This window comes from Bradyrhizobium sp. USDA 4501 (assembly GCF_054062115.1).
In genome coordinates this window covers 6493473-6511621 of the sequence record NZ_JBSSEX010000001.1, presented here as the reverse complement: position 1 = coordinate 6511621, position 18149 = coordinate 6493473, and the positions used below count along the sequence as shown (strand labels likewise).

Sequence of the window (18149 nt, the reverse complement as noted above, 5' to 3'; positions counted from 1 at the left end):
AAGCCAGATGGACCTCACCCTCAGCGACGAGCAGCGCCTGCTGCGCGAAAGTGCCGACCGCTTCGTGGCGGAAACTTTTACCCCGGATCATCGCAAGAAAGCGGCGAACGATCCGCTGGGCTATTCGCCCGCGATCTGGAAACAGTTCGCCGAGCTCGGCTGGCTGGCGCTGCCGATCAGCGAAGCCCATGGCGGGCTCGGCGGCGGCGCGATCGAGGTCGGACTGTTGATGGAAGCGTTCGGCCGCGGGCTGGTGTCCGAGCCCTTCCTCTCCACGGTCGTGATCGGCGCCGCGCTGGTTGCCGAATGCGGCACCGAGACGCAGAAGCAGGCGATCCTGCCTGATGTTGCCGAGGGCAAGCTTACGCTCACCTTCGCGCATTCCGAGCGCGCCGCGCGCTTCGATCTCGCTCATGTCGACACCACGGCCAGCAAGACCGCCGACGGGTGGCGCCTGAACGGCAGCAAGATCGCCGTACTCGACGGCGCTTCAGCCGACCAGATCATCGTCTCGGCCCGTATCGCCAACGCCAATGGTGCATCCGGCAAGCTTGGCCTGTTCCTGGTGCCGGCGAAAACGCCCGGGCTCACGCTGCGCGACTACGCGCGGCTCGGCGGCGGGCGCGGCTGCAATCTCGATCTCAGGGATGTGCAATTGCCCGCCGATGCGCTGCTCGGCGACGGCAGCGATGCGCTACCCGCGATCGAAACCGTGGTCGACCGCGCGATGGCCGCGCTCGGCGCCGAGGCGGTCGGCATCATGCAGACGCTGCTCGACACCACGCTCGAATATACCAAGATCCGCAAGCAGTTCGGCCGGCCGCTATCGGCCAACCAGGTGATCCGCCATCGCCTCGCCGACGTGGCGATGCAGGTCGACGAGGCGCGCTCGATGGCGTTGCGCGCCGCGCTGATGGCCAATGCCGAGCCCGTGGCCCGCAGCCGTGCGGCGTCCGGCGCCAAAGCGAAGATCGGCAAATGCGCGCGCTTCGTCGCCGAACAGGCGGTGCAGCTGCACGGCGCGATGGGCGTCACCGAGGAGCTCGACATCGGCGCCTATTTCAAGCGGCTGCTCGCCTTCGATACGCTGTTCGGCAACAGCGCCCATCATTATCGCCGCCACGCCGCGCTCAGCGGCCGCGCCCACGCCTAACGGAGAGCGCACCATGGATCTCACCTTCAGTGCCGAGGAACGCGCTTTCGAGCAGGAAGTCCGCGATTTCATTGCCGGCAGCCTGACGCCGGAGATGAAGCGCGCCACCGCGCTGACGCCGTCGGTGTTCTCCGATCCCGACATCGGCATGGCCTGGCAGCGCGCGCTTCACAAGAAGGGCTGGGGTGCGCCGGGCTGGCCGGTGGAGCATGGCGGACCGGACTGGACACCGGCACAGCGCTGGATCTTCGAGGCCGAATGCGCGCGCGCCGGCGTGCCCAATGTCAACGTGATGGGCGTGAAGATGGTCGGCCCCGTCATCATCGGGTTCGGCTCGCCCGAGCAGCAGAACTTTTACCTCCCGCGAATTCTCTCCGGCGAGGATTACTGGTGCCAGGGCTATTCCGAGCCGGGCTCGGGCTCCGACCTCGCCTCGCTGAAGACCCGCGCGGTGCGCGACGGCGACGACTACATCATCAACGGCACCAAGATCTGGACCACGCATGCGCATCACGCCAACCGCATGTTCGCGCTGGTGCGCACCAATGACGGCGAGCGGCAGCAGGACGGCATCAGCTTCATCCTGATCGACATGAAGACGCCGGGCATCACCACGCGCCCGATCCTGACCATCGGCGGCGACCACGAGGTCAACCAGGTGTTCTTCGACGACGTCCGCGTGCCCGTCGCCAACCGCGTCGGCGAGGAAGGCAAGGGCTGGACCTACGGCAAGTATCTGCTCGAATTCGAGCGCGGCTCCGGCATCGCGTCGGCCAAGCTGCGCGAGGCGCTGAAGACGATCACCGATCTCGCTGACTCCGAGGTCACCGGCCGCGCCATCGAGGATCCCGATATTGCGATCCGGATGTCGGAGGTCGAGGTCGATATCGACGCGCTCGAGATGACCGAGCTCAGGGTGCTGTCGGCGCTGCAGACCGGGCAGAATCCGGGCGCGGTGTCGTCGCTGATCAAGCTCAGGGTCAGCGAGATCCGCCAAGCGGTGACGCGGCTCGGCGTCGACGTGATCGGCCAGGACGGGCTTGCCGTCGAGCCGGCGCGTCCGTTCTACCGGCTCAACCACGAGCCGGCGATCCCCGAAGAACTGCTGCCGGTGGTGCCGGAATATCTCAACGGCCGCGCCTATACGATCTTCGGCGGATCATCCGAGATCCAGCGCGACATCATCGCGAAGATGGTGTTGGGGTTATAGGGCACCGTCGTTCCGGGGCATCGCAGAGCGATGAACCTCAGGTGCGCAATTGCGCACCGGGGAACCTCGATGTTGTAGCGCGAGATTCCGGGTTCGCGCCAACGCGCGCCCCGGAATGACGGTGGAGGAGAAAGCGCGGCCTATGCCGCCCCCACCTTCGCGTCGCGGATCGCCTGCCAGATCTTCGACGGCGTCAGCGGCGTGTTGAGCTGGGTGATCCCGACCTCACTCAGCGCATCCATCACGCCGTTGGTGATGCAGGGCGGCCCGCCGATCGCGCCGGACTCGCCGCAGCCCTTGGCGCCTAGCGGGTTGGTCTTGCACGGCGCGGAGCCATCGAGCGTCACCGTGATCGGCGGAATGTCGTCCGCGCGCGGGATGCAATAGTCCTGATAGCTCGCGGTCAGCAGCTGGCCTTCCTCGCTATAGGCCACGCCCTCGTAGAGTGCCTGGCCAATGCCCTGGACAACGCCGCCATGCACCTGCCCCGTCACCAGCATCGGATTGACGGCGACGCCGACGTCGTCGACCGTGGTGTAGCGCACCACCCGCGTGACGCCGGTCTCCGGATCGATCTCGACCTCGCAGATATGCGTGCCGTTCGGCCAGCTCGGCCCGTCGACATTGCCCTCGCTCTCGACCGAGAGCTTTGCGCCGTTTTCCTTCGCCGCGATCTCGAACAGGCTGATGCGCCTGTCGGTGCCGACCACGGTGAGGAAGCCGTCGCGATACTCGATGTCCTCGACGGAGGCTTCCAGCAAATTGGAGGCCTTGTCGCGCGCCTTGTTGATCATGTCGCTGGTGGAGACCGCAACCGCGGTGCCGCCGACGAACAGCGAACGCGAGCCGACGCTGCCGAAGCCCGTGGCGAGGTCCGTGTCGCCCTGAATCACGTCGATCTTGTCCATGGCGATGCCGAGCGTATCAGCGATCATCTGGGTGTAGGTGGTGGCGAGGCCCTGCCCCATCGCCATCGTGCCGGAGTGCAGGATGACGCGGCCTTCGGCGGTCGCGTGCAGCGAGACGTTCTCGGTGTGGGCGCGGCCGCCGGTCCATTCGATGTAGCTGGTGAGACCGCGGCCGTAGAGCAGGCCCTTCTTCTTCGCCGCCTTCTTGCGTGCGGCAAAGCCGTTCCAGTCGGCCAAATCAGACGCGCGCTCCAGCATGTGCGCGAAGGCACCGGAATCGTACACCTGCCCGACCGCGTTGGTGTAGGGCAGCTGTGCCGGCTTGATGTAGTTGACCTTGCGGATGGTGCGCGGGTCCATGCCGATCTGGCGCGCGGCGGCGTCGAACAGCCGCTCGACGATGAACACCGCCTCGGGCCTGCCGGCGCCGCGATAGGCGCCGACCGGCGCGGTGTGGGTCATCACCGACTTCACCTCGAAATGCACCAGCGGCAGGTCGTAGACGCCGGTCTGCACGAACGGGCCGAGCACCAGCGGAATAATGTTGGCGGTGCCCGACGAATAGGCCCCAGTGCCGCCTATCGAGCGCACCCGGTAGGCCAGCACGCGGCCCTTGGCATCGAGCGCGAACTCGCCGGTCGAGGTCAGGTCGCGGCCATGGGTGCCGCCGACGAACTCGTCGGTGCGGTCGCCGCGCCAGCGGATCTTCTCGTTCAGCTTGGTCGCGGCGTAGGCGACGATGCCGTCTTCCGGATACAGGCTGGTCTTCTGGCCGAAGCCGCCGCCGATGTCGCCGACCAGCACGCGCACGCTGTCCTTCGGCCGCTTCAGGATCGATTCCGCCAAGAGGTCGCGGGTCGAACCCGGAGTCTGCGACTGCACGTGCAGGATCAGCCGGCCGGTCTTCTTCTCGATCTCGGCAATGGTCGAGCGCGGCTCCATCGCCGACGGCACCAGGCGCTGGCTGACCAGGTCAAGCGACACCTTGTGCGCGGCGTTGGCGAAGGCTTCCTCGACCTTGGCGGCATCGCCATAGCTCATCGCGGCCACGATGTTGTCGGGCGCCTCCGGCCAGACCGCCGGCGCACCGGGCTTGATCGCCTCGACCGGATCAACCACCGAGGGCAGCACCTCGTAATCGATCTCGATCGCCTCGGCCGCGGTCTGCGCCAGCACCCGCGAGGTCGCGACCACAGCCGCGACGCCCTCGCCCGCGTAACGCACCACATCATGCGCCAGCAGGCGCCGTGGCGGCACGGTCATCGGCGAGCCGTCGGGCCGCTTGAAGATCGCAAGCGTCGGCAGCGTGCCGATATCGTCCTTGACGAGGTCGGCGCCGGTATAGACGGCCTTGACGCCCGGCATCTCCAGCGCCGCCCTGGCGTCGATCGCCTTGATGTTGGCGTGGGCGTGCGGCGAGCGCAGCACGTGCAGCCAGAGCGCACCGTCCTGCGGCTTGTCGTCGATGAAATGCCCCTTCCCGGTGACCAGCCGCTGGTCCTCCAGACGCTTGACTGGCTGGCCCGCACCAAAACGCATATTGCCGGGAAGAATGTTCATCAGAGGGTCCTTCGAGCTTCCAAGAATTTCCAGAGAATTTGGCGGCGGTTTTAGCGGATTTTGGCGGCCTGACAACCACAGCGCCGGCCAGAGGACAGGCGTGTCGTCGCGCGGCGCGCGGAAGCACAATCCGGTGGCACGCGTCAGGCCAGTGACGACATCATTGCGCCCGGCCGATATCGACGATGGCGACCTCGACATCGCGCGCCGAGCCGTCGCGGTTCACGCTGAGCCGCACTTTCTTGCCGACCCCGATCTGCTCGAGCTGGTCGGCCAGATCGGAGAGCCGGTGCACCGGCTTGCCGTCGACCGCGGTGATCACGTCGCCGAGCTCACCGGTCGACATGTCGACCCCGCGTATCCCGGCGCGCTCGGCCGGCGACCCCGGTGTCGTGCGCACCACGATCAATCCTTCGGCACCGATACGCGTGGCGACCGCCTCATTCGCGGTCACGATGCCGATCCCCGGCGTCGGCACGCGGCCGTTGCGGATCAGGTCTGGCACCACGCGATTGACGATGTCGACCGGGATCGCAAAGCCGATGCCGGCATTCGAGCCCGACGGCGACAGGATCGCCGTGGTCACGCCGATCAGCCGGCCGGCGGAATCGAGCAACGGGCCGCCCGAATTGCCCGGATTGATCGCGGTGTCGGTCTGGATCACATTGGAGATCTCGCGCCCGCTCGAGGTCGGCAGCCGGCGCTTGAGCGCGCTGATGATGCCGCTGGACATCGATTGATCGAGCCCGAACGGGTTGCCGATCGCGTAGGCGAACTGGCCGACCTTGAGATCGGCCGAGCTGCCGAGCGCCAGTGACGGCGGCAGCTTGCGCGCGCTGCGGATGCGCAGCACGGCCAGATCGTAGTTCGGCGCCGTGCCGACGATTTCGGCGCGTACCGCTTCGCCGGAGGCAAAGCGGATCGCGACCTGGCTTGCGTTCTGCACCACGTGGTTGTTGGTAACGACGTGGCCGTCATTGTCCCAGACAATGCCGGTGCCCGACGCCGCGCCGCCCTCCTGCTCCTCGCTCAGCGGATTGGCGGCGGTTTGCGTCACCACCTGCACGACCGACGGCGAGACCTTCTCGAAGATCTCGACATTTGCCTTTTCGGCATCCGACAGCGCGCCGCGCTCGGCGACCGCGCGGGCAGCCGGGCCGCTCCACGGCGCCTGACGGATGCTGCCGGCCGCGAATATCAGCAGAATGGCCGCGATCACGGCCAGGACAAGGACGGTACGCCGATTCATTGCTGTGCTCCACGCAACAAACGCGCTGACCAAGCGGAGGTTTCCGGCATAGCCAAGGCGGATTGCCCGGCATTTTGCCGCGCAGTCCCCGACGGCTTCAGGCCAGATCGCGCAACGCCGCCTCGACCACCTTGCGCTGCTCGGCCGTGAGCGGCGCCTGCGGCGGCACGGGATCGCCGACGTCGTAGCCCTGGCTCGCGAGCCCGGCCTTGATGCAGGCGGCGAGGTTGAAGCGGGCGAACGCCTCGTTGATACGCCACAGCTTGCGCTGCAGGGCCATCGCCTCATCCCAGCGGGTGCGGCGGCACAGATTGTAGAGCTCGACACTCTGCCGCGGGATGATGCAGGCCGGGCCCGCCATCCAGCCATGGCCGCCGATCAGCATCACCGCGGCCGGAATATGGGCGGAGGCCGAGAACACTTTCAGGCTGTCGCCGCAACGGTTCATGATCGACAGCAGCCGCCCGGTGTTGGTCGAGGCGTCCTTGATGTAACCGATGCGCGGATGCCCGGCGAGCCGCGCGATGACGTCAAGCGTGAGGTCGGAGCGCTGGAAATTCGGATTGGTATAGATCACGACCGGAATGTCGACGGCGTCGGCGATGGCGCGGAAATAGGCTTCCACCTGCGCATCACCGACCGGAAAATACGCCTCCATGATCGCGAGAATGCCGGTCGCGCCGCGCTTCTGGTAGGCCTTGGCCTGCGCCACCGCATCCGCCGTCGAGGTCGAGGCGACGCCGGCGACCACCGGCACGCGGCCCTGCGCGGCCTCGATCGTGGTCGCCACCACCTGCATGCGCTGCGCATTGTTGAGGTAGGCGAATTCGCCGGTCGAGCCGAGCGGCGTCAGGCCGTGGACGCCGGCCTTGACCAGATCGTCGCAGAGCCGGCCCAGCACCTCGGTGCGGACATGGCCGGCAGGGTCGACCGGGGACACCAGGTACGGAAAGACGCCGTGGAAATCAGCCATTTGCGAGCCTCGTTGACGGCGAGACATAATCGGGATCGTGCGCAAAGGGAAGCGGCGCGCCGCTGCGCAAGGCGCCGAGCACCGCTGCGAAATCCGTGCCGGCGCGGAAGCCGAGCAGCCGTTCGGCCTTGCCGGCATCGTAGATCCGGCCGATCGATTTCGGCAGGCGCCAGCCACGCCGCGCGAACAGCGCCGGCGCATCGGGGAATGTGCGCGCGATGACCCCGGCCGCGTCCGTCTTCAGGTCGGCGACATCGCCACGCTTGAACGGCGTCGGCGCGCTGATCACGAAGACCTCGAAGCCGCGGATCTTGTCGAGCGCCACGACATGGGCATCGGCGGCGTCCTCGACCGTGAGGCGGCGGTACAACAGCTCTGTCGCCTTCAGGTTCTCGCCATGGATGTCACGGATGGTGTCGTCATCCTCCGGGAAGAAGCGGCTGGTGCGCAGCGCCGCGCAGTTCAGCCCGTGCTCGCGGCTATACAGGCGGCACAGCCCTTCAGCGGCGAGTTTTGTCACTCCGTAAATGTTGCGCGGCTCGAGCGGTCCTGTCGTCTCGTCGAGCCACACCGCAGCATGGCCTTCCTCGTCGCGGATCGCCTGCGAAATCATCAGCGAGGTCGTCGAGGTGAAGACGAAACGGTCGTGGCCGGCAGCCACTGCCGCCTGCAGCAAATTGAGCGTGCCTGTGACGTTGACGTCGACAAAGGCCTGCGGCGCGAACCGCGCGATATCAGGCTTGTGCAGCGCCCCGCCATGGATCACGGCCTCGATGCCGTGATCGGCGAACACACGCTCGACCACCGATCGTTCGGCTACCGAGCCTGTGACATCGGTCGCCTCACCCGGGACGACGTCGAGGCCGACCACGTCATGGCCGGCCTGTCGAAGCCGCGGCGCGAGGAAACGGCCGAGCCAGCCGGAGGAGCCGGTCAACAATATTCGCATGAATTCTGCCCGGCCCGCGCCTTTCAGAACACCTTGGCGATCGCGGCCTGCGCATCGCCCTGGATCTGCTTCAGATGATCCGGCCCGCGGAAGCTCTCGGCGTAGATCTTGTAGACATCCTCGGTGCCGGAGGGACGCGCGGCGAACCAGCCCGCCTCGCTCTCGACCTTGATGCCGCCGAACGGCTGGTCGTTGCCCGGCGCCTTGGTCCTGACCGCGCGCACGGCATCGCCGGCGAGCTGCGTCATGTTGAGCTGCTCGGGCCCGAGCGCCTTCAGCGCGTTCTTCTGCTTCGGCGTCGCCGCCACATCGATGCGCTCGTAATAGGGAACGCCGAGTTCGGCGGTCAGCTCGCCGAACAATTCGCTCGGATCGCGGCCGGTCCTGGCGATGATCTCGGCTGCCAAGAGGCCGAGGATGATGCCGTCCTTGTCGGTGGTCCACACCGAGCCGTCGCGCTTCAGGAACGAAGCGCCCGCGCTCTCCTCGCCGGCAAAGCCGAAGCCGCCGCTGCCGAGCCCGTCGACGAACCATTTGAAGCCGACCGGCGTCTCGACCAGCTTGCGGCCCAGCCTCTTCGCCACGCGATCGATGATCGAGCTCGACACGATGGTCTTGCCGATCGCGGCGTCCTTGCTCCATTGCGGCCGGTGCGCGAACAGATAGGCGATCGCGGTGGCAAGGAAGTGGTTCGGGTTCATCAGCCCGTTCGAGCGGGTCACGATGCCGTGGCGGTCGGCGTCGGTGTCGTTGGCGAAAGCGACGTCGAAACGGTCGCGCATCCCGATCAGGCTCGCCATCGCATAAGGCGACGAGCAGTCCATCCGGATCTTGCCGTCCCAGTCCGCGGTCATGAAGCGGAAGGTCGGATCGACCGCCTCGTTGACGACTGACGCGTTGATGCCGTAGCGCGCGATGATCGGCTGCCAGTAGTGCACCGCCGCGCCGCCGAGCGGGTCGATGCCGATCTTGACGCCGGCAGACTTGATCAGCGCGAGATCGACGGTGTTGCCGAGATCGGCGACATAGGGCGTGATATAATCGTGCAGATGCGTGGTCGCCGCCTTGCGCGCGCGATCATAGGACAGCCGCGCGACGCCCTTGAGGCCGGCCTCGATGTAGCGGTTGGCGTTCTTCTCGACCACGGCGGTGACGTCGGTGTCGGCCGGACCACCATGCGGTGGATTGTACTTGTAGCCGCCGTCCTCCGGCGGGTTGTGTGACGGCGTGATGACGACGCCGTCGGCGAGGCCCGCGCTACGGCCCTTGTTGTAGCTCAGAATCGCATGCGAGATCACCGGCGTCGGGGTGTAGCCGGCCTGCGCGTCGATCATGATCTCGACGCCGTTGGCCGCGAACACCTCGACCGCGCTGGCCAGCGCCGGCTCAGCCAGCGCATGGGTGTCGATGCCGATGAACAGCGGTCCGGTGAGGCCCTTCTCGCGCCGGTAATCGCAGATCGCCTGCGTGGTGGCGAGGAGATGGTCCTCGTTGAAGGAATTCTTCAGCGACGAGCCGCGATGGCCCGAGGTGCCGAACGCAACCCGCTGAGCGGGATCGCCAGCGTCGGGCTTGCCGGCAAAATAGGCCGTGACCAGCCGCGGCACATTGGCGAGCTGGGCGGGATCGATGGGTTTGCCGGCGGCAGGATTTGGTGCAGTCACGTGACCTCTCAGATCTGGTATCGCCGACCATCTGCGCAATGGTGATGCAGTGGCGTGCTACCATGGCGGCTTACGTTCAATCAAGCCGAGGGCTTTTCGTTCCTTGCCCACCGCAACCGTGCTTTAGCGTCTTGTTTGAGCATGATCTCCGCGCAAACGCTCTGCGTTTGTCGCGAGGAAAGCCGCTTCGCACTTTTCCCGATCATGCTCTACGACACATCGATCTGCTGCACCTTCTCGCGCAATTCGTCGACCAGCACCCGCTTGTTCTCGGTATAGTCGATCGGCACCACGACAAGATGCACGCCGCCGCCGGAAAACGCCCGTTCCAGGGTCGGAACGATCGCATCCGTGCTCGCGATCCGCGAACCCTTGGCGCCGTAGCTTTCGGCGTATTTGACGAAATCCGGATTGCCGAAGGTCAGGCCGAAATCCGGGAAATTGTCGACCGCCTGCTTCCAGCGGATCATGCCGTAGGCGGAATCCTCCAGGATCAGGATCACCAGATTGAGATTGAGGCGGACCGCGGTCTCGAGCTCCTGCGAGTTCATCATGAAGCCGCCATCGCCACAGACCGCGAGCACGCGGTTATTCGGATACAGCATCGCCGCCATCATCGCCGACGGCAGGCCGGCGCCCATGGTCGCGAGCGCGTTGTCGAGCAGCAGCGAGTTCGCGAGCAGCGTGCGGTAATTGCGCGCGAACCAGATCTTGTACATGCCGTTGTCGAGCGCGACGATGCCGTCCTCGGGAATGACCTGCCGCACATCGTGCACGATGCGCTGCGGCGTCGGCGGCCAGCGGCCCTCGGTGGCGCGATCGGTGATCTTGGCCAGAATGCTTTGGCGCAGGCTGAGCAGCGCGCTGGCATGCGGCAGCTTTCCCTCGACCCGATCGGCCAGCAATTCAAGGCTCGGACCGACGTCGCCGATCACCTCGCATTGCGGGAAATAGACCTGCTCGACCGTTGCCGGCATGTAGCTGACATGGATCACCTGCGGCCCCTTCGGGCCCATGATGAAAGGCGGCTTCTCGACCGTGTCGTGACCGATCGCGATGATGAGGTCGGCGCGGTCGATCGCCTCGTGCACGTAGTCGCGCTCGCTCAGCGCGGCGGTTCCCATATACTGATTGGTGCCGCCCGACACCGTGCCCTTGCCCATCTGCGTGGTGATGAACGGGATCTTCGTGCGCCGCACGAAGTCACCGATCCCGGCAGTCGAACGCGGACGCGATGCCGCAGCACCAAGCATGATCAGCGGGCGCTGCGCTTTCAGGATCATGTCGGCGGCGCGATCGAGCGCAGCCGCGTGCGCGATCGGAATCTCGATCGGATGCGGCGGTATCATTTCGACCGGCGCAGTCTCCTCGCCTGCGATATCTTCCGGCAGTTCGAGCAGCACCGGCCCCGGCCGTTCCTGCGTCGCAATTCGGAAGGCGTCGCGAACCAGGGTCGGAATGGTCGCGCCGCTGACGATCTGCAGCGACAATTTGGTCAGCGGGCGAAACGTGTTGACGATGTCGACAATCTGGAACTTGGCCTGCCGGCTGCTCAGGATGCCCTTCTGTCCGGTCAGCATCACCATCGGCATCGCGCCGAGCAGCGCATAGGCGGCGCCTGTCGTGAGGTTAAGCGCGCCGGGGCCGAGCGTCGTCATGCAGACGCCGGGCTTACCGGTCAGCCGGCCATAGGTCGCCGCCATGAACGCCGCCGCCTGCTCGTGGCGGGTCACGATCAGTTTGATCGAGGATTTGCGCAGGCTCTCGACGACATCGAGATTCTCCTCGCCCGGGACGCCGAATACCCGCTCCACGCCCTCATTCTCGAGGGCCGCGACCAGCAAATCGGAACCTTTGACCATCTCAGCCTCGCATCGTTGATTGCATGCCGCGCACGGAGCATAGCCGCATCGCGCGCCGCCGGAAACTGCTTCGCGATCTCACGGTTTGCGCGCCCTGATCCAGCCGTCGGCGGCGGGCAGCACGCGCGCGGCGAGATCGGCCGAGATCGCGATCGCCTGCACGGATCGCGCCACCATCACCCGTCCGCCGGTGGTCGATTGCGACGGAGCAAACGCGGTCAGTTCCGCCGCATGGTCCTCATCGGTAAAATTGGTCATGAAGTTCGGCACGAACTGGTCGCGGAAGTTCGGCCCCTGCCTTGCCAGCAACGTATCGAAATTAGTCCGGACGAAGTCCCAGGCGAGCTGCGGCTGCTCGCCTGAAGACGCAACCGCGTTGATCATCCCCGTCACGATCGTGTCGGGCAATTCGTTGGTCAGCGTCAACGCCAGCGTCGCCCGCGCCAGTTCGGCATCGCGGGCGCTTGCCGCCGCGAGATAATAGCGCAGCCGTTCATTGGTCGCCGTGCTGTTGCGCGCGAGCGCCAGCAGCTGGTCGTAGGTCGCCCGATCGGCGGTCACACCGACAACATGCGTGACGGCATCGCGCAATGCGGTCGGAAGCGAATTGGGATCATCGACGAATCCCGCAAAGCGCCGCCTCGCTTCCGCCACAATAGCTGCATCCCCGAGATCGCCAAGCGTCGAGATCAGGCTTGCACGCAACAACGCAGTGTCATCGTCGCCTGAACCGGCGCCGTCCCATCCGACCCGATCGAACACCGGGCGCAGCTTGGCGCGGGCATAGGCCTGGATCACCGGCCGCTCGGTGCGGCCGCGCGACAGCCGGTTCAGCGCCGCGAATGTCGAGATCACCTGGTCCCACACCGCGCGTTGGTCACCGGCATCGAGCGCATCGAGCAGCGCGAGATAGGACGGCGCCTCCGCGCGGCCCGCCTGCACCAGCGCCCAGCTGTCGGTGACGACATTGAGACGGTCCGTGACCTGCATTTGCGGGAATGCGTTCAGCAACGCCGCACGGTTCTTCGGGCCGTACTCGACTCTGAAGTAGCCGACGTCGCCGAGGTTGACCTTGATCGCATCGCCGCAGGCGCCGGCCGGGATATTGGTGCTCCCCTTCAACAATATCTCGTCAAACGGCTTGCCATGCGCCGGTCCGACCGCAACGGGGATCTGCCAGTTGCGGGCCGGCAGCGGCGGATTGTTGGCCGCCGCGATCACGAAGCGATCCTGCCGCAGGGTCAGACGTTGCGCCATGCCATCGCAGGCCGCCTCGGCCACGACCAGCGGCACGCCGTCCTGCTCGGTGAACGAGGCGGCGATACCGGTGATGGTCTTGCCGCCGCGACTCTCGAGCGCCTGCCAGAGATCAGCTGTCGTCGCGTTGCTGTAGGCATGCGCAGCCATGTATTTGCGGATGCCGTCACGGAACGCCGGTTCGCCGAGATAGTTCTCGAGCATGCGGATCAGCGCCTGCCCCTTGCTGTAGGTGATGGCGTCGAACGCCGTCACCGCTTCGCTGTGATCGGCAATCGGCTGCTGCACGGGATGCGAGGTGCGCCGCGCATCGAGCGCCATGGCGAACTGCTTCGCGCCGTAGCCGTTCAGCCAGCCCTGCCATTGCGGATAGAACTGCTCCGAGGCCTTGGTTGCCATCCAGCTGGCAAAGCCCTCGTTGAGCCAGAGATTGTTCCACCACGCCATGGTGACGAGATCGCCGAACCACATATGCGCCATCTCGTGCGCGATGATGGCGAAGATGCCACGCCGCGCGGTCTCGGCGGACGTCGCGGGATCGAACAGCAGCCGGCTCTCGAAGAAGGTGATGCCGCCCCAATTCTCCATCGCGCCGCCGAACCCGCCGGGAACGGCGATCAGGTCGAGCTTCGGCAACGGATATTTGACGCCGAAGTAGTCGTTGTAATAGGCGAGCAGCTTCACCGCGCTGTCGAGCGCGAACCGGCCCTGCCCGCTCTTGCCCTCCGTCGTCACCACGCCGACCGTGACGCCGCCGGCATCCGCTGTGACGCGCTCGAGCTCGCCGACCGTGAGCACGAACAGATAGCTCGACATCTTCGGCGTCGGCGCGAACGCAACCTTCTTGAGATCGCCGGCGACCGGCTCTTCGCTGGTCACGGGCATGTTGCCGACCGCGAGCAGATTGCGCGGAATGACGACGGTCAGCGCGAAGCTCGCCTTGAACGACGGCTCGTCCCAGCACGGGAAGATCCGCCTGGCATCGGCCGGCTCCAGCTTGCTGGAGATCATCCGCTTGATCCCGGTCCTGGTCGGGTAGTCGACCGAGAACAGGCCAGTGCCGAATTTGTTGATCTGCGCTGTGAAGGCGATGCGTAGCTTGTGGCGGCCGGCCGCAAGCGGCCTGGCGAAGGTCAGCGTTGCGGTCTGCGCGGTGGCGTCGGTCGCGACCTCCGCGCGCTGCGCGCCGTCATCGATCGTAACTTCTGCGAATGTCGTGTTGACGGCGTTCAGCGTCAGCTGCGCGGTCGCCTCGCGCACCTCGATGTCGACGGTCTCGACGCCTGGCAAAGCGAGGCCCGTGATATCAGGCGTCAGCTCGATCGCGTAATGCAACGGGACGACCGTCTTCGGCAACTTTCCGGGCGTGCGGTCGAACGCAAATGTCTGCTCGGCCTGCGCGCTTGCGGCCATCGCCCAAGCCAAGCCGATCGCAGTGGCAAGACGACGCAGTAGCGCCGTTCGGACATGGGTTGCAGGCTTGTTCATCGCGCGCAGCTCACGGGAATCTCGGGGATATTCGGATGTCATTGCGGAATGACGTAGCAGGCAATCTAGTAGAGAAAATGTCGCCACAAAACTGACAACTCCGCGACATTGACATCACAATGGTTCGCATTGATTGGTACGCCGCTCGCCACGGCGCTTTGGCCCGCCGGCCCTTTTGCTCAACGGCGGGATGGAAGGTTAACCTACGGCCCGCATTCCAGCGGCAACATCCGCGACGGGAGACAACAATGTTCGGAAAGTTCTCGCGCCGGCAGTTTGCGGGCCTTGCAGGCCTCTCGGCGCTCGGTTTGACCGGCCCTGCCGAGGCTGCAAACCGCGCGTCGCGGCCGGACGGCACGAACTTTCCCACCGGCTTCGTCTGGGGCACCGCAACCTCGTCCTACCAGGTCGAGGGCGCGGTCAATGAGGACGGCCGCGGCCCATCGATCTGGGACACTTTCACCCACACATCGGGCAAGATCGAGGACGGCTCGACCGGCGACCGCGCCAACGACCACTATCACCGCTACAAGGAGGACGTTCGCCTCATCAAGGATCTCGGCGCCAAGGCGTATCGGTTTTCGATCGCCTGGCCTCGGGTATTTCCCGACGGCACCGGCACGCCGAACCCGAAGGGCCTCGACTTCTACAACCGTCTGGTCGACGAGCTGCTGGCGAACGGCATCGAGCCCTACGCCACGCTCTATCACTGGGACCTGCCCCAGGCGCTGCAGGACCGCGTCGGCGGCTGGCGCTCGCGGGACACTTCGAAGGCGTTCGGCGACTATGCCGGCTACGTGGCGCAGCGACTGACCGACCGCGTGAAGAACGTCTTCACCCTCAACGAGGTCGGACGTTTCCTCCCGTTCGGCTATGCGCTCGGCGTCGACGCCCCGGGGCTGAAGCTGCCGGCTGGCGAGGTGAACCAGGCGCGCCATCATGTGGCGCTGGCGCACGGCCTTGCGGTGCAGGCGATCCGCGCCAAGGGCCGTGCCGGCACGCGGGTCGGGCCGGCCGAGAACATCACCGCCTGCGTGCCCGCCTTCAACACGCCGGAGAACATCCGCGCCACCGAGACCGCGACCCGCGAGCTCAATGCAGGTTTTCTCGGTGTCGTCCTCGAAGGCAAGTACACCGAGGGATTCCTGCAATATGCCGGCGCGGATGCGCCCAAATTCACCGCGGACGAGCTGAAGATCATCTCGCAGCCCAATGATTTCGTCGGGCTGAACATCTACGCGCCGCAATGCTACATCCTTGCCACCGACCATGCCCCCGGCTGGAAGCCGCTGCCGATGCCGGCTTCCTTCCCGCATATGAGCTCGGAATGGCTGCGGATCGCGCCAGAGACGATCTATTGGGCGCCGCGGATCGCCGCCAAGCTGTGGAACATCAAGAGCATCTATATCAGCGAGAACGGCACGTCCGGTGAGGACAAGGTGCATCCGGACGGGCAGATCTACGATCTCGACCGCATCATGTTCCTGCGCAACTATCTCGCCCAATTGCAGCGCGCGACCGCCGACGGGGTCCCGGTCCACGGCTATTTCCTGTGGAGCCTGATGGACAATTTCGAATGGATCTTCGGCTATGAGAAGCGCTTCGGCCTCTACCGGGTGGATTTCGAGACCCAGGCCCGGGTGCCGAAATTGAGCGCGGCGTTCTACCGCGACGTGATCGCGCGCAACGCGATCGGGGTGTGATCTATTCGGCCTGCGGCCGCGACCCGGACCACGCGCGCTTCAGCAGGTCGCGGATGCCGCTCTCCTCGATCGGCCTCGGATTCCAGTAAGGATTTTTGGTGGCGAGCGCGGCCGCCTTTGCGATGCCGTCCTCGGGCATGCCGATCTCGGCGAGCGAGCGCGGCGCGCCGAGCCTTGCCGACAGATCGAACAGGCCATCGGCGGCGCTGGCCGCCCCAAGCGCGTTCGCGGCACGGCCGATCGCCTCGCGTGCGGCCGGCGTGTTGTAGGCGATGGTATGCGGCAGCAGCACCGCATGGGTCTCGGCATGCGGCAGGTCGAACAGCGCGCCGACGGTGTGGCAGAGCTTGTGATGCAGCGCCATGCCGACGGTGCCGAGACAGACGGCGCACAGCCAGGCACCATAGAGCGCGTCCGCGCGTGCCTCGAGATCGCGCGGACGCGCGATCACGTTGGGCAGCGACGAGGCAAGCTTCGCAATCGCCTCTTCCGCCATCAGCCAGGTGATCGGGTTGCCGTCCCGCGCGTACAGCGCCTCGGCCGCGTGCGCGATCGCGTTGAGGCCGGAGATCGCGGAGAATTTTGCCGGCATCGAGATCGTCAGGTTGACGTCGTAGATCACGGTCTCGGGCAGGATCTTGGGCGATGATTGCGTGGTCTTGACGCCGTCGACAGTCTCGCCGAGCACCGGCGTCATCTCGGAGCCGGCATAGCTGGTCGGCACGATCAGTTGCGGCAGGTCAGTGCGCAGCGCAATCGCCTTGCTGAGGCCGGTCGCGGCACCGGCGCCGATCGCAACCACGCCGTCCGGCTTGAGCTCGCGGACGATCTCCATCGCATGTTCGGTCACCGCGACCGGCGTGTGCACCACTGCACCGTCGAACAATCCGGCCACACGGCCGCCGGTCAGGTCAGCAAGATCGCCGAGCTCGGCCTGCTGCCGCCGGCTCGCCAGCACCAGCGCGCGATTGATGCCGAGCCGGTCGAGCTCGTCCGCCAGCTGCGCGACGGTGCCGACCCCAAACACGACCCGCATCGGGCTGACCTGGTAGGTGAACGGCTGCGCCATGGCGATTTCCGAAGGGTTGGTCAGCCGCGGCGCCAGTCGCGCGGCGTGCAGCCGAAGCGGTGCCTGAAGCGCCGCGTGAAATGCGACAGGTCGGAGAAGCCCCAGTCGAACGCGATGTCGCCGATCGCGCGCCCGGCGACCGCGGGATCCCTCAGATCGCGCGCGGCGCCGTCGAGACGGCGGTCCATCACATGGCTGGCGAATGTCGTGCCGGCGCGCTCGAACAGTTTGTGGACATAGCGCTCGCTGATGCCGATCGCAGCCGCAATGGCGGCAACGCCGAGGCCGGGCTCGCGCAGCCTGCGGTCCACGGCACGGCGCAGCGCAAGCCAGGTCGCATCGGCAAGGCTTGCGCTCTCCCCGACGCCTGCGCGACCACTGCGCGACAGGCTGAGCGCGACCAGATCGAGCAGCACGCCAAACAGCCGCGCGTTGTCCGCATCCGAAGCACGGAGGGCGGATGTGTTCAGAACCTGCGCCGTCTCGGCGATGAGATGGCCGACGAAGGGATCATCCGAAACCCGCGCCGGCGCGACCTCGGGCGCCGACGGCAGCCGTTCATCGAGCGCCTCGGCCGGCACCCAGAACGAGGCGACCTGCAGCGCCGGGCCGCGGTCGTGCAGCAGCGCGAAGCGCTGGCCGCTGTCGAAGATTCCGACCTGCCCCGGCGACAGGCTGATCTCGCGTCCCGCCTGCTGGATGCGGCAGCGGCCGGCAAGCTTCAGATTGAGGTAGTAGCAGCGCCGGCTGGACGCGGCGATGTCGGCAGCGGAGCGTCGCACGACATGCTCCGGGAAGCTGACCCGGTTGACCGCGCCATCCCCGAGCCCAACGGTCTCGACGCGGGCGAGGAAGCCCGGCGTCGCCGGCGGCTCCGGCGTCAGGTTCATGAAGGCCTGGCAGATCGCCTCGCGGTAATACGCGAACTGCTCGCCGGGCCTCGTGTCCGCGGTATTCCAGCTCAGCCTGCGCGAGCGATCCGCGGCGGCGATTTGCTGCATCAGTTCACTCCGAGCCCAGTTCGGTTCGCTCACAGCCAAGCGCGTTCCGCGGGTCCAGGTCAATATCCAGGTCAATATCCATCAGGAAGCGGATGAAACCTGC

12 protein-coding genes are annotated in these 18149 nt (G+C 66.2%); 3 read left to right on the top strand and 9 right to left on the bottom strand.

The window, feature by feature from the left end; translation table 11 throughout:
- The first annotated feature begins 7 nt into the window (after positions 1-7).
- Both ACVWZM_RS29935 and ACVWZM_RS29930 read left to right on the top strand, forming a co-directional pair.
- On the top strand, positions 8-1153 hold the full coding sequence (locus ACVWZM_RS29935) for an acyl-CoA dehydrogenase family protein (protein WP_076830709.1): 1146 nt from the start codon (positions 8-10) through the stop codon (positions 1151-1153).
- A 13-nt stretch (positions 1154-1166) separates the two neighbouring features.
- Positions 1167-2363, top strand: coding sequence for an acyl-CoA dehydrogenase family protein (locus ACVWZM_RS29930; protein WP_141342655.1), 1197 nt, complete (start codon positions 1167-1169; stop codon positions 2361-2363).
- 140 nt (positions 2364-2503) lie between these two features.
- Here the strand turns inward: ACVWZM_RS29930 and ACVWZM_RS29925 are convergent, their stop codons facing one another.
- The 7 genes from ACVWZM_RS29925 to ACVWZM_RS29895 form a co-directional block, all read right to left on the bottom strand.
- A complete protein-coding gene (locus ACVWZM_RS29925; protein WP_456855488.1) occupies positions 2504-4831 on the bottom strand; it encodes a xanthine dehydrogenase family protein molybdopterin-binding subunit in 2328 nt (775 codons plus the stop codon).
- Between the two features lie 160 nt (positions 4832-4991).
- The gene (locus ACVWZM_RS29920) at positions 4992-6080 is read right to left on the bottom strand and encodes a S1C family serine protease (protein WP_057019255.1); all 1089 of its coding nucleotides are present in this window, start codon (positions 6078-6080) and stop codon (positions 4992-4994) included.
- Between the two features lie 97 nt (positions 6081-6177).
- Positions 6178-7053 carry a dihydrodipicolinate synthase family protein gene (locus ACVWZM_RS29915; protein WP_057019254.1) on the bottom strand — a complete coding sequence of 292 codons (876 nt, stop codon included), beginning with the start codon at positions 7051-7053 and terminating at the stop codon, positions 6178-6180.
- The gene (locus ACVWZM_RS29910) at positions 7046-8002 is read right to left on the bottom strand and encodes an NAD-dependent epimerase/dehydratase family protein (protein WP_253625662.1); all 957 of its coding nucleotides are present in this window, start codon (positions 8000-8002) and stop codon (positions 7046-7048) included. Before ACVWZM_RS29910 ends, ACVWZM_RS29915 begins: the two co-directional genes overlap by 8 nt.
- A gap of 23 nt (positions 8003-8025) precedes the next feature.
- Entirely contained in the window at positions 8026-9666 is a 1641-nt protein-coding gene (gene pgm, locus ACVWZM_RS29905) for a phosphoglucomutase (alpha-D-glucose-1,6-bisphosphate-dependent) (RefSeq protein WP_456855487.1), read from the bottom strand.
- Between the two features lie 209 nt (positions 9667-9875).
- Positions 9876-11528: an acetolactate synthase large subunit gene (locus ACVWZM_RS29900; RefSeq protein ID WP_456855486.1), complete on the bottom strand. Its 1653-nt coding sequence runs from the start codon at positions 11526-11528 to the stop codon at positions 9876-9878.
- A 78-nt stretch (positions 11529-11606) separates the two neighbouring features.
- Positions 11607-14273 carry a M1 family metallopeptidase gene (locus ACVWZM_RS29895; protein WP_456855485.1) on the bottom strand — a complete coding sequence of 889 codons (2667 nt, stop codon included), beginning with the start codon at positions 14271-14273 and terminating at the stop codon, positions 11607-11609.
- 248 nt (positions 14274-14521) lie between these two features.
- On the opposite strand from ACVWZM_RS29895, the gene ACVWZM_RS29890 reads away from it, so the two are divergent.
- Positions 14522-15976 (top strand): GH1 family beta-glucosidase, encoded by a 1455-nt coding sequence (locus ACVWZM_RS29890; protein WP_057019250.1) that lies wholly within the window; start codon positions 14522-14524, stop codon positions 15974-15976.
- A 1-nt stretch (position 15977) separates the two neighbouring features.
- On the opposite strand, the gene ACVWZM_RS29885 is transcribed toward ACVWZM_RS29890, so the two are convergent.
- Both ACVWZM_RS29885 and ACVWZM_RS29880 read right to left on the bottom strand, forming a co-directional pair.
- Positions 15978-17045, bottom strand: coding sequence for a maleylacetate reductase (locus ACVWZM_RS29885; RefSeq protein WP_456855484.1), 1068 nt, complete (start codon positions 17043-17045; stop codon positions 15978-15980).
- Between the two features lie 20 nt (positions 17046-17065).
- Positions 17066-18046, bottom strand: coding sequence for a helix-turn-helix domain-containing protein (locus ACVWZM_RS29880; RefSeq protein ID WP_456855483.1), 981 nt, complete (start codon positions 18044-18046; stop codon positions 17066-17068).
- Positions 18047-18149: the final 103 nt, after the last annotated feature.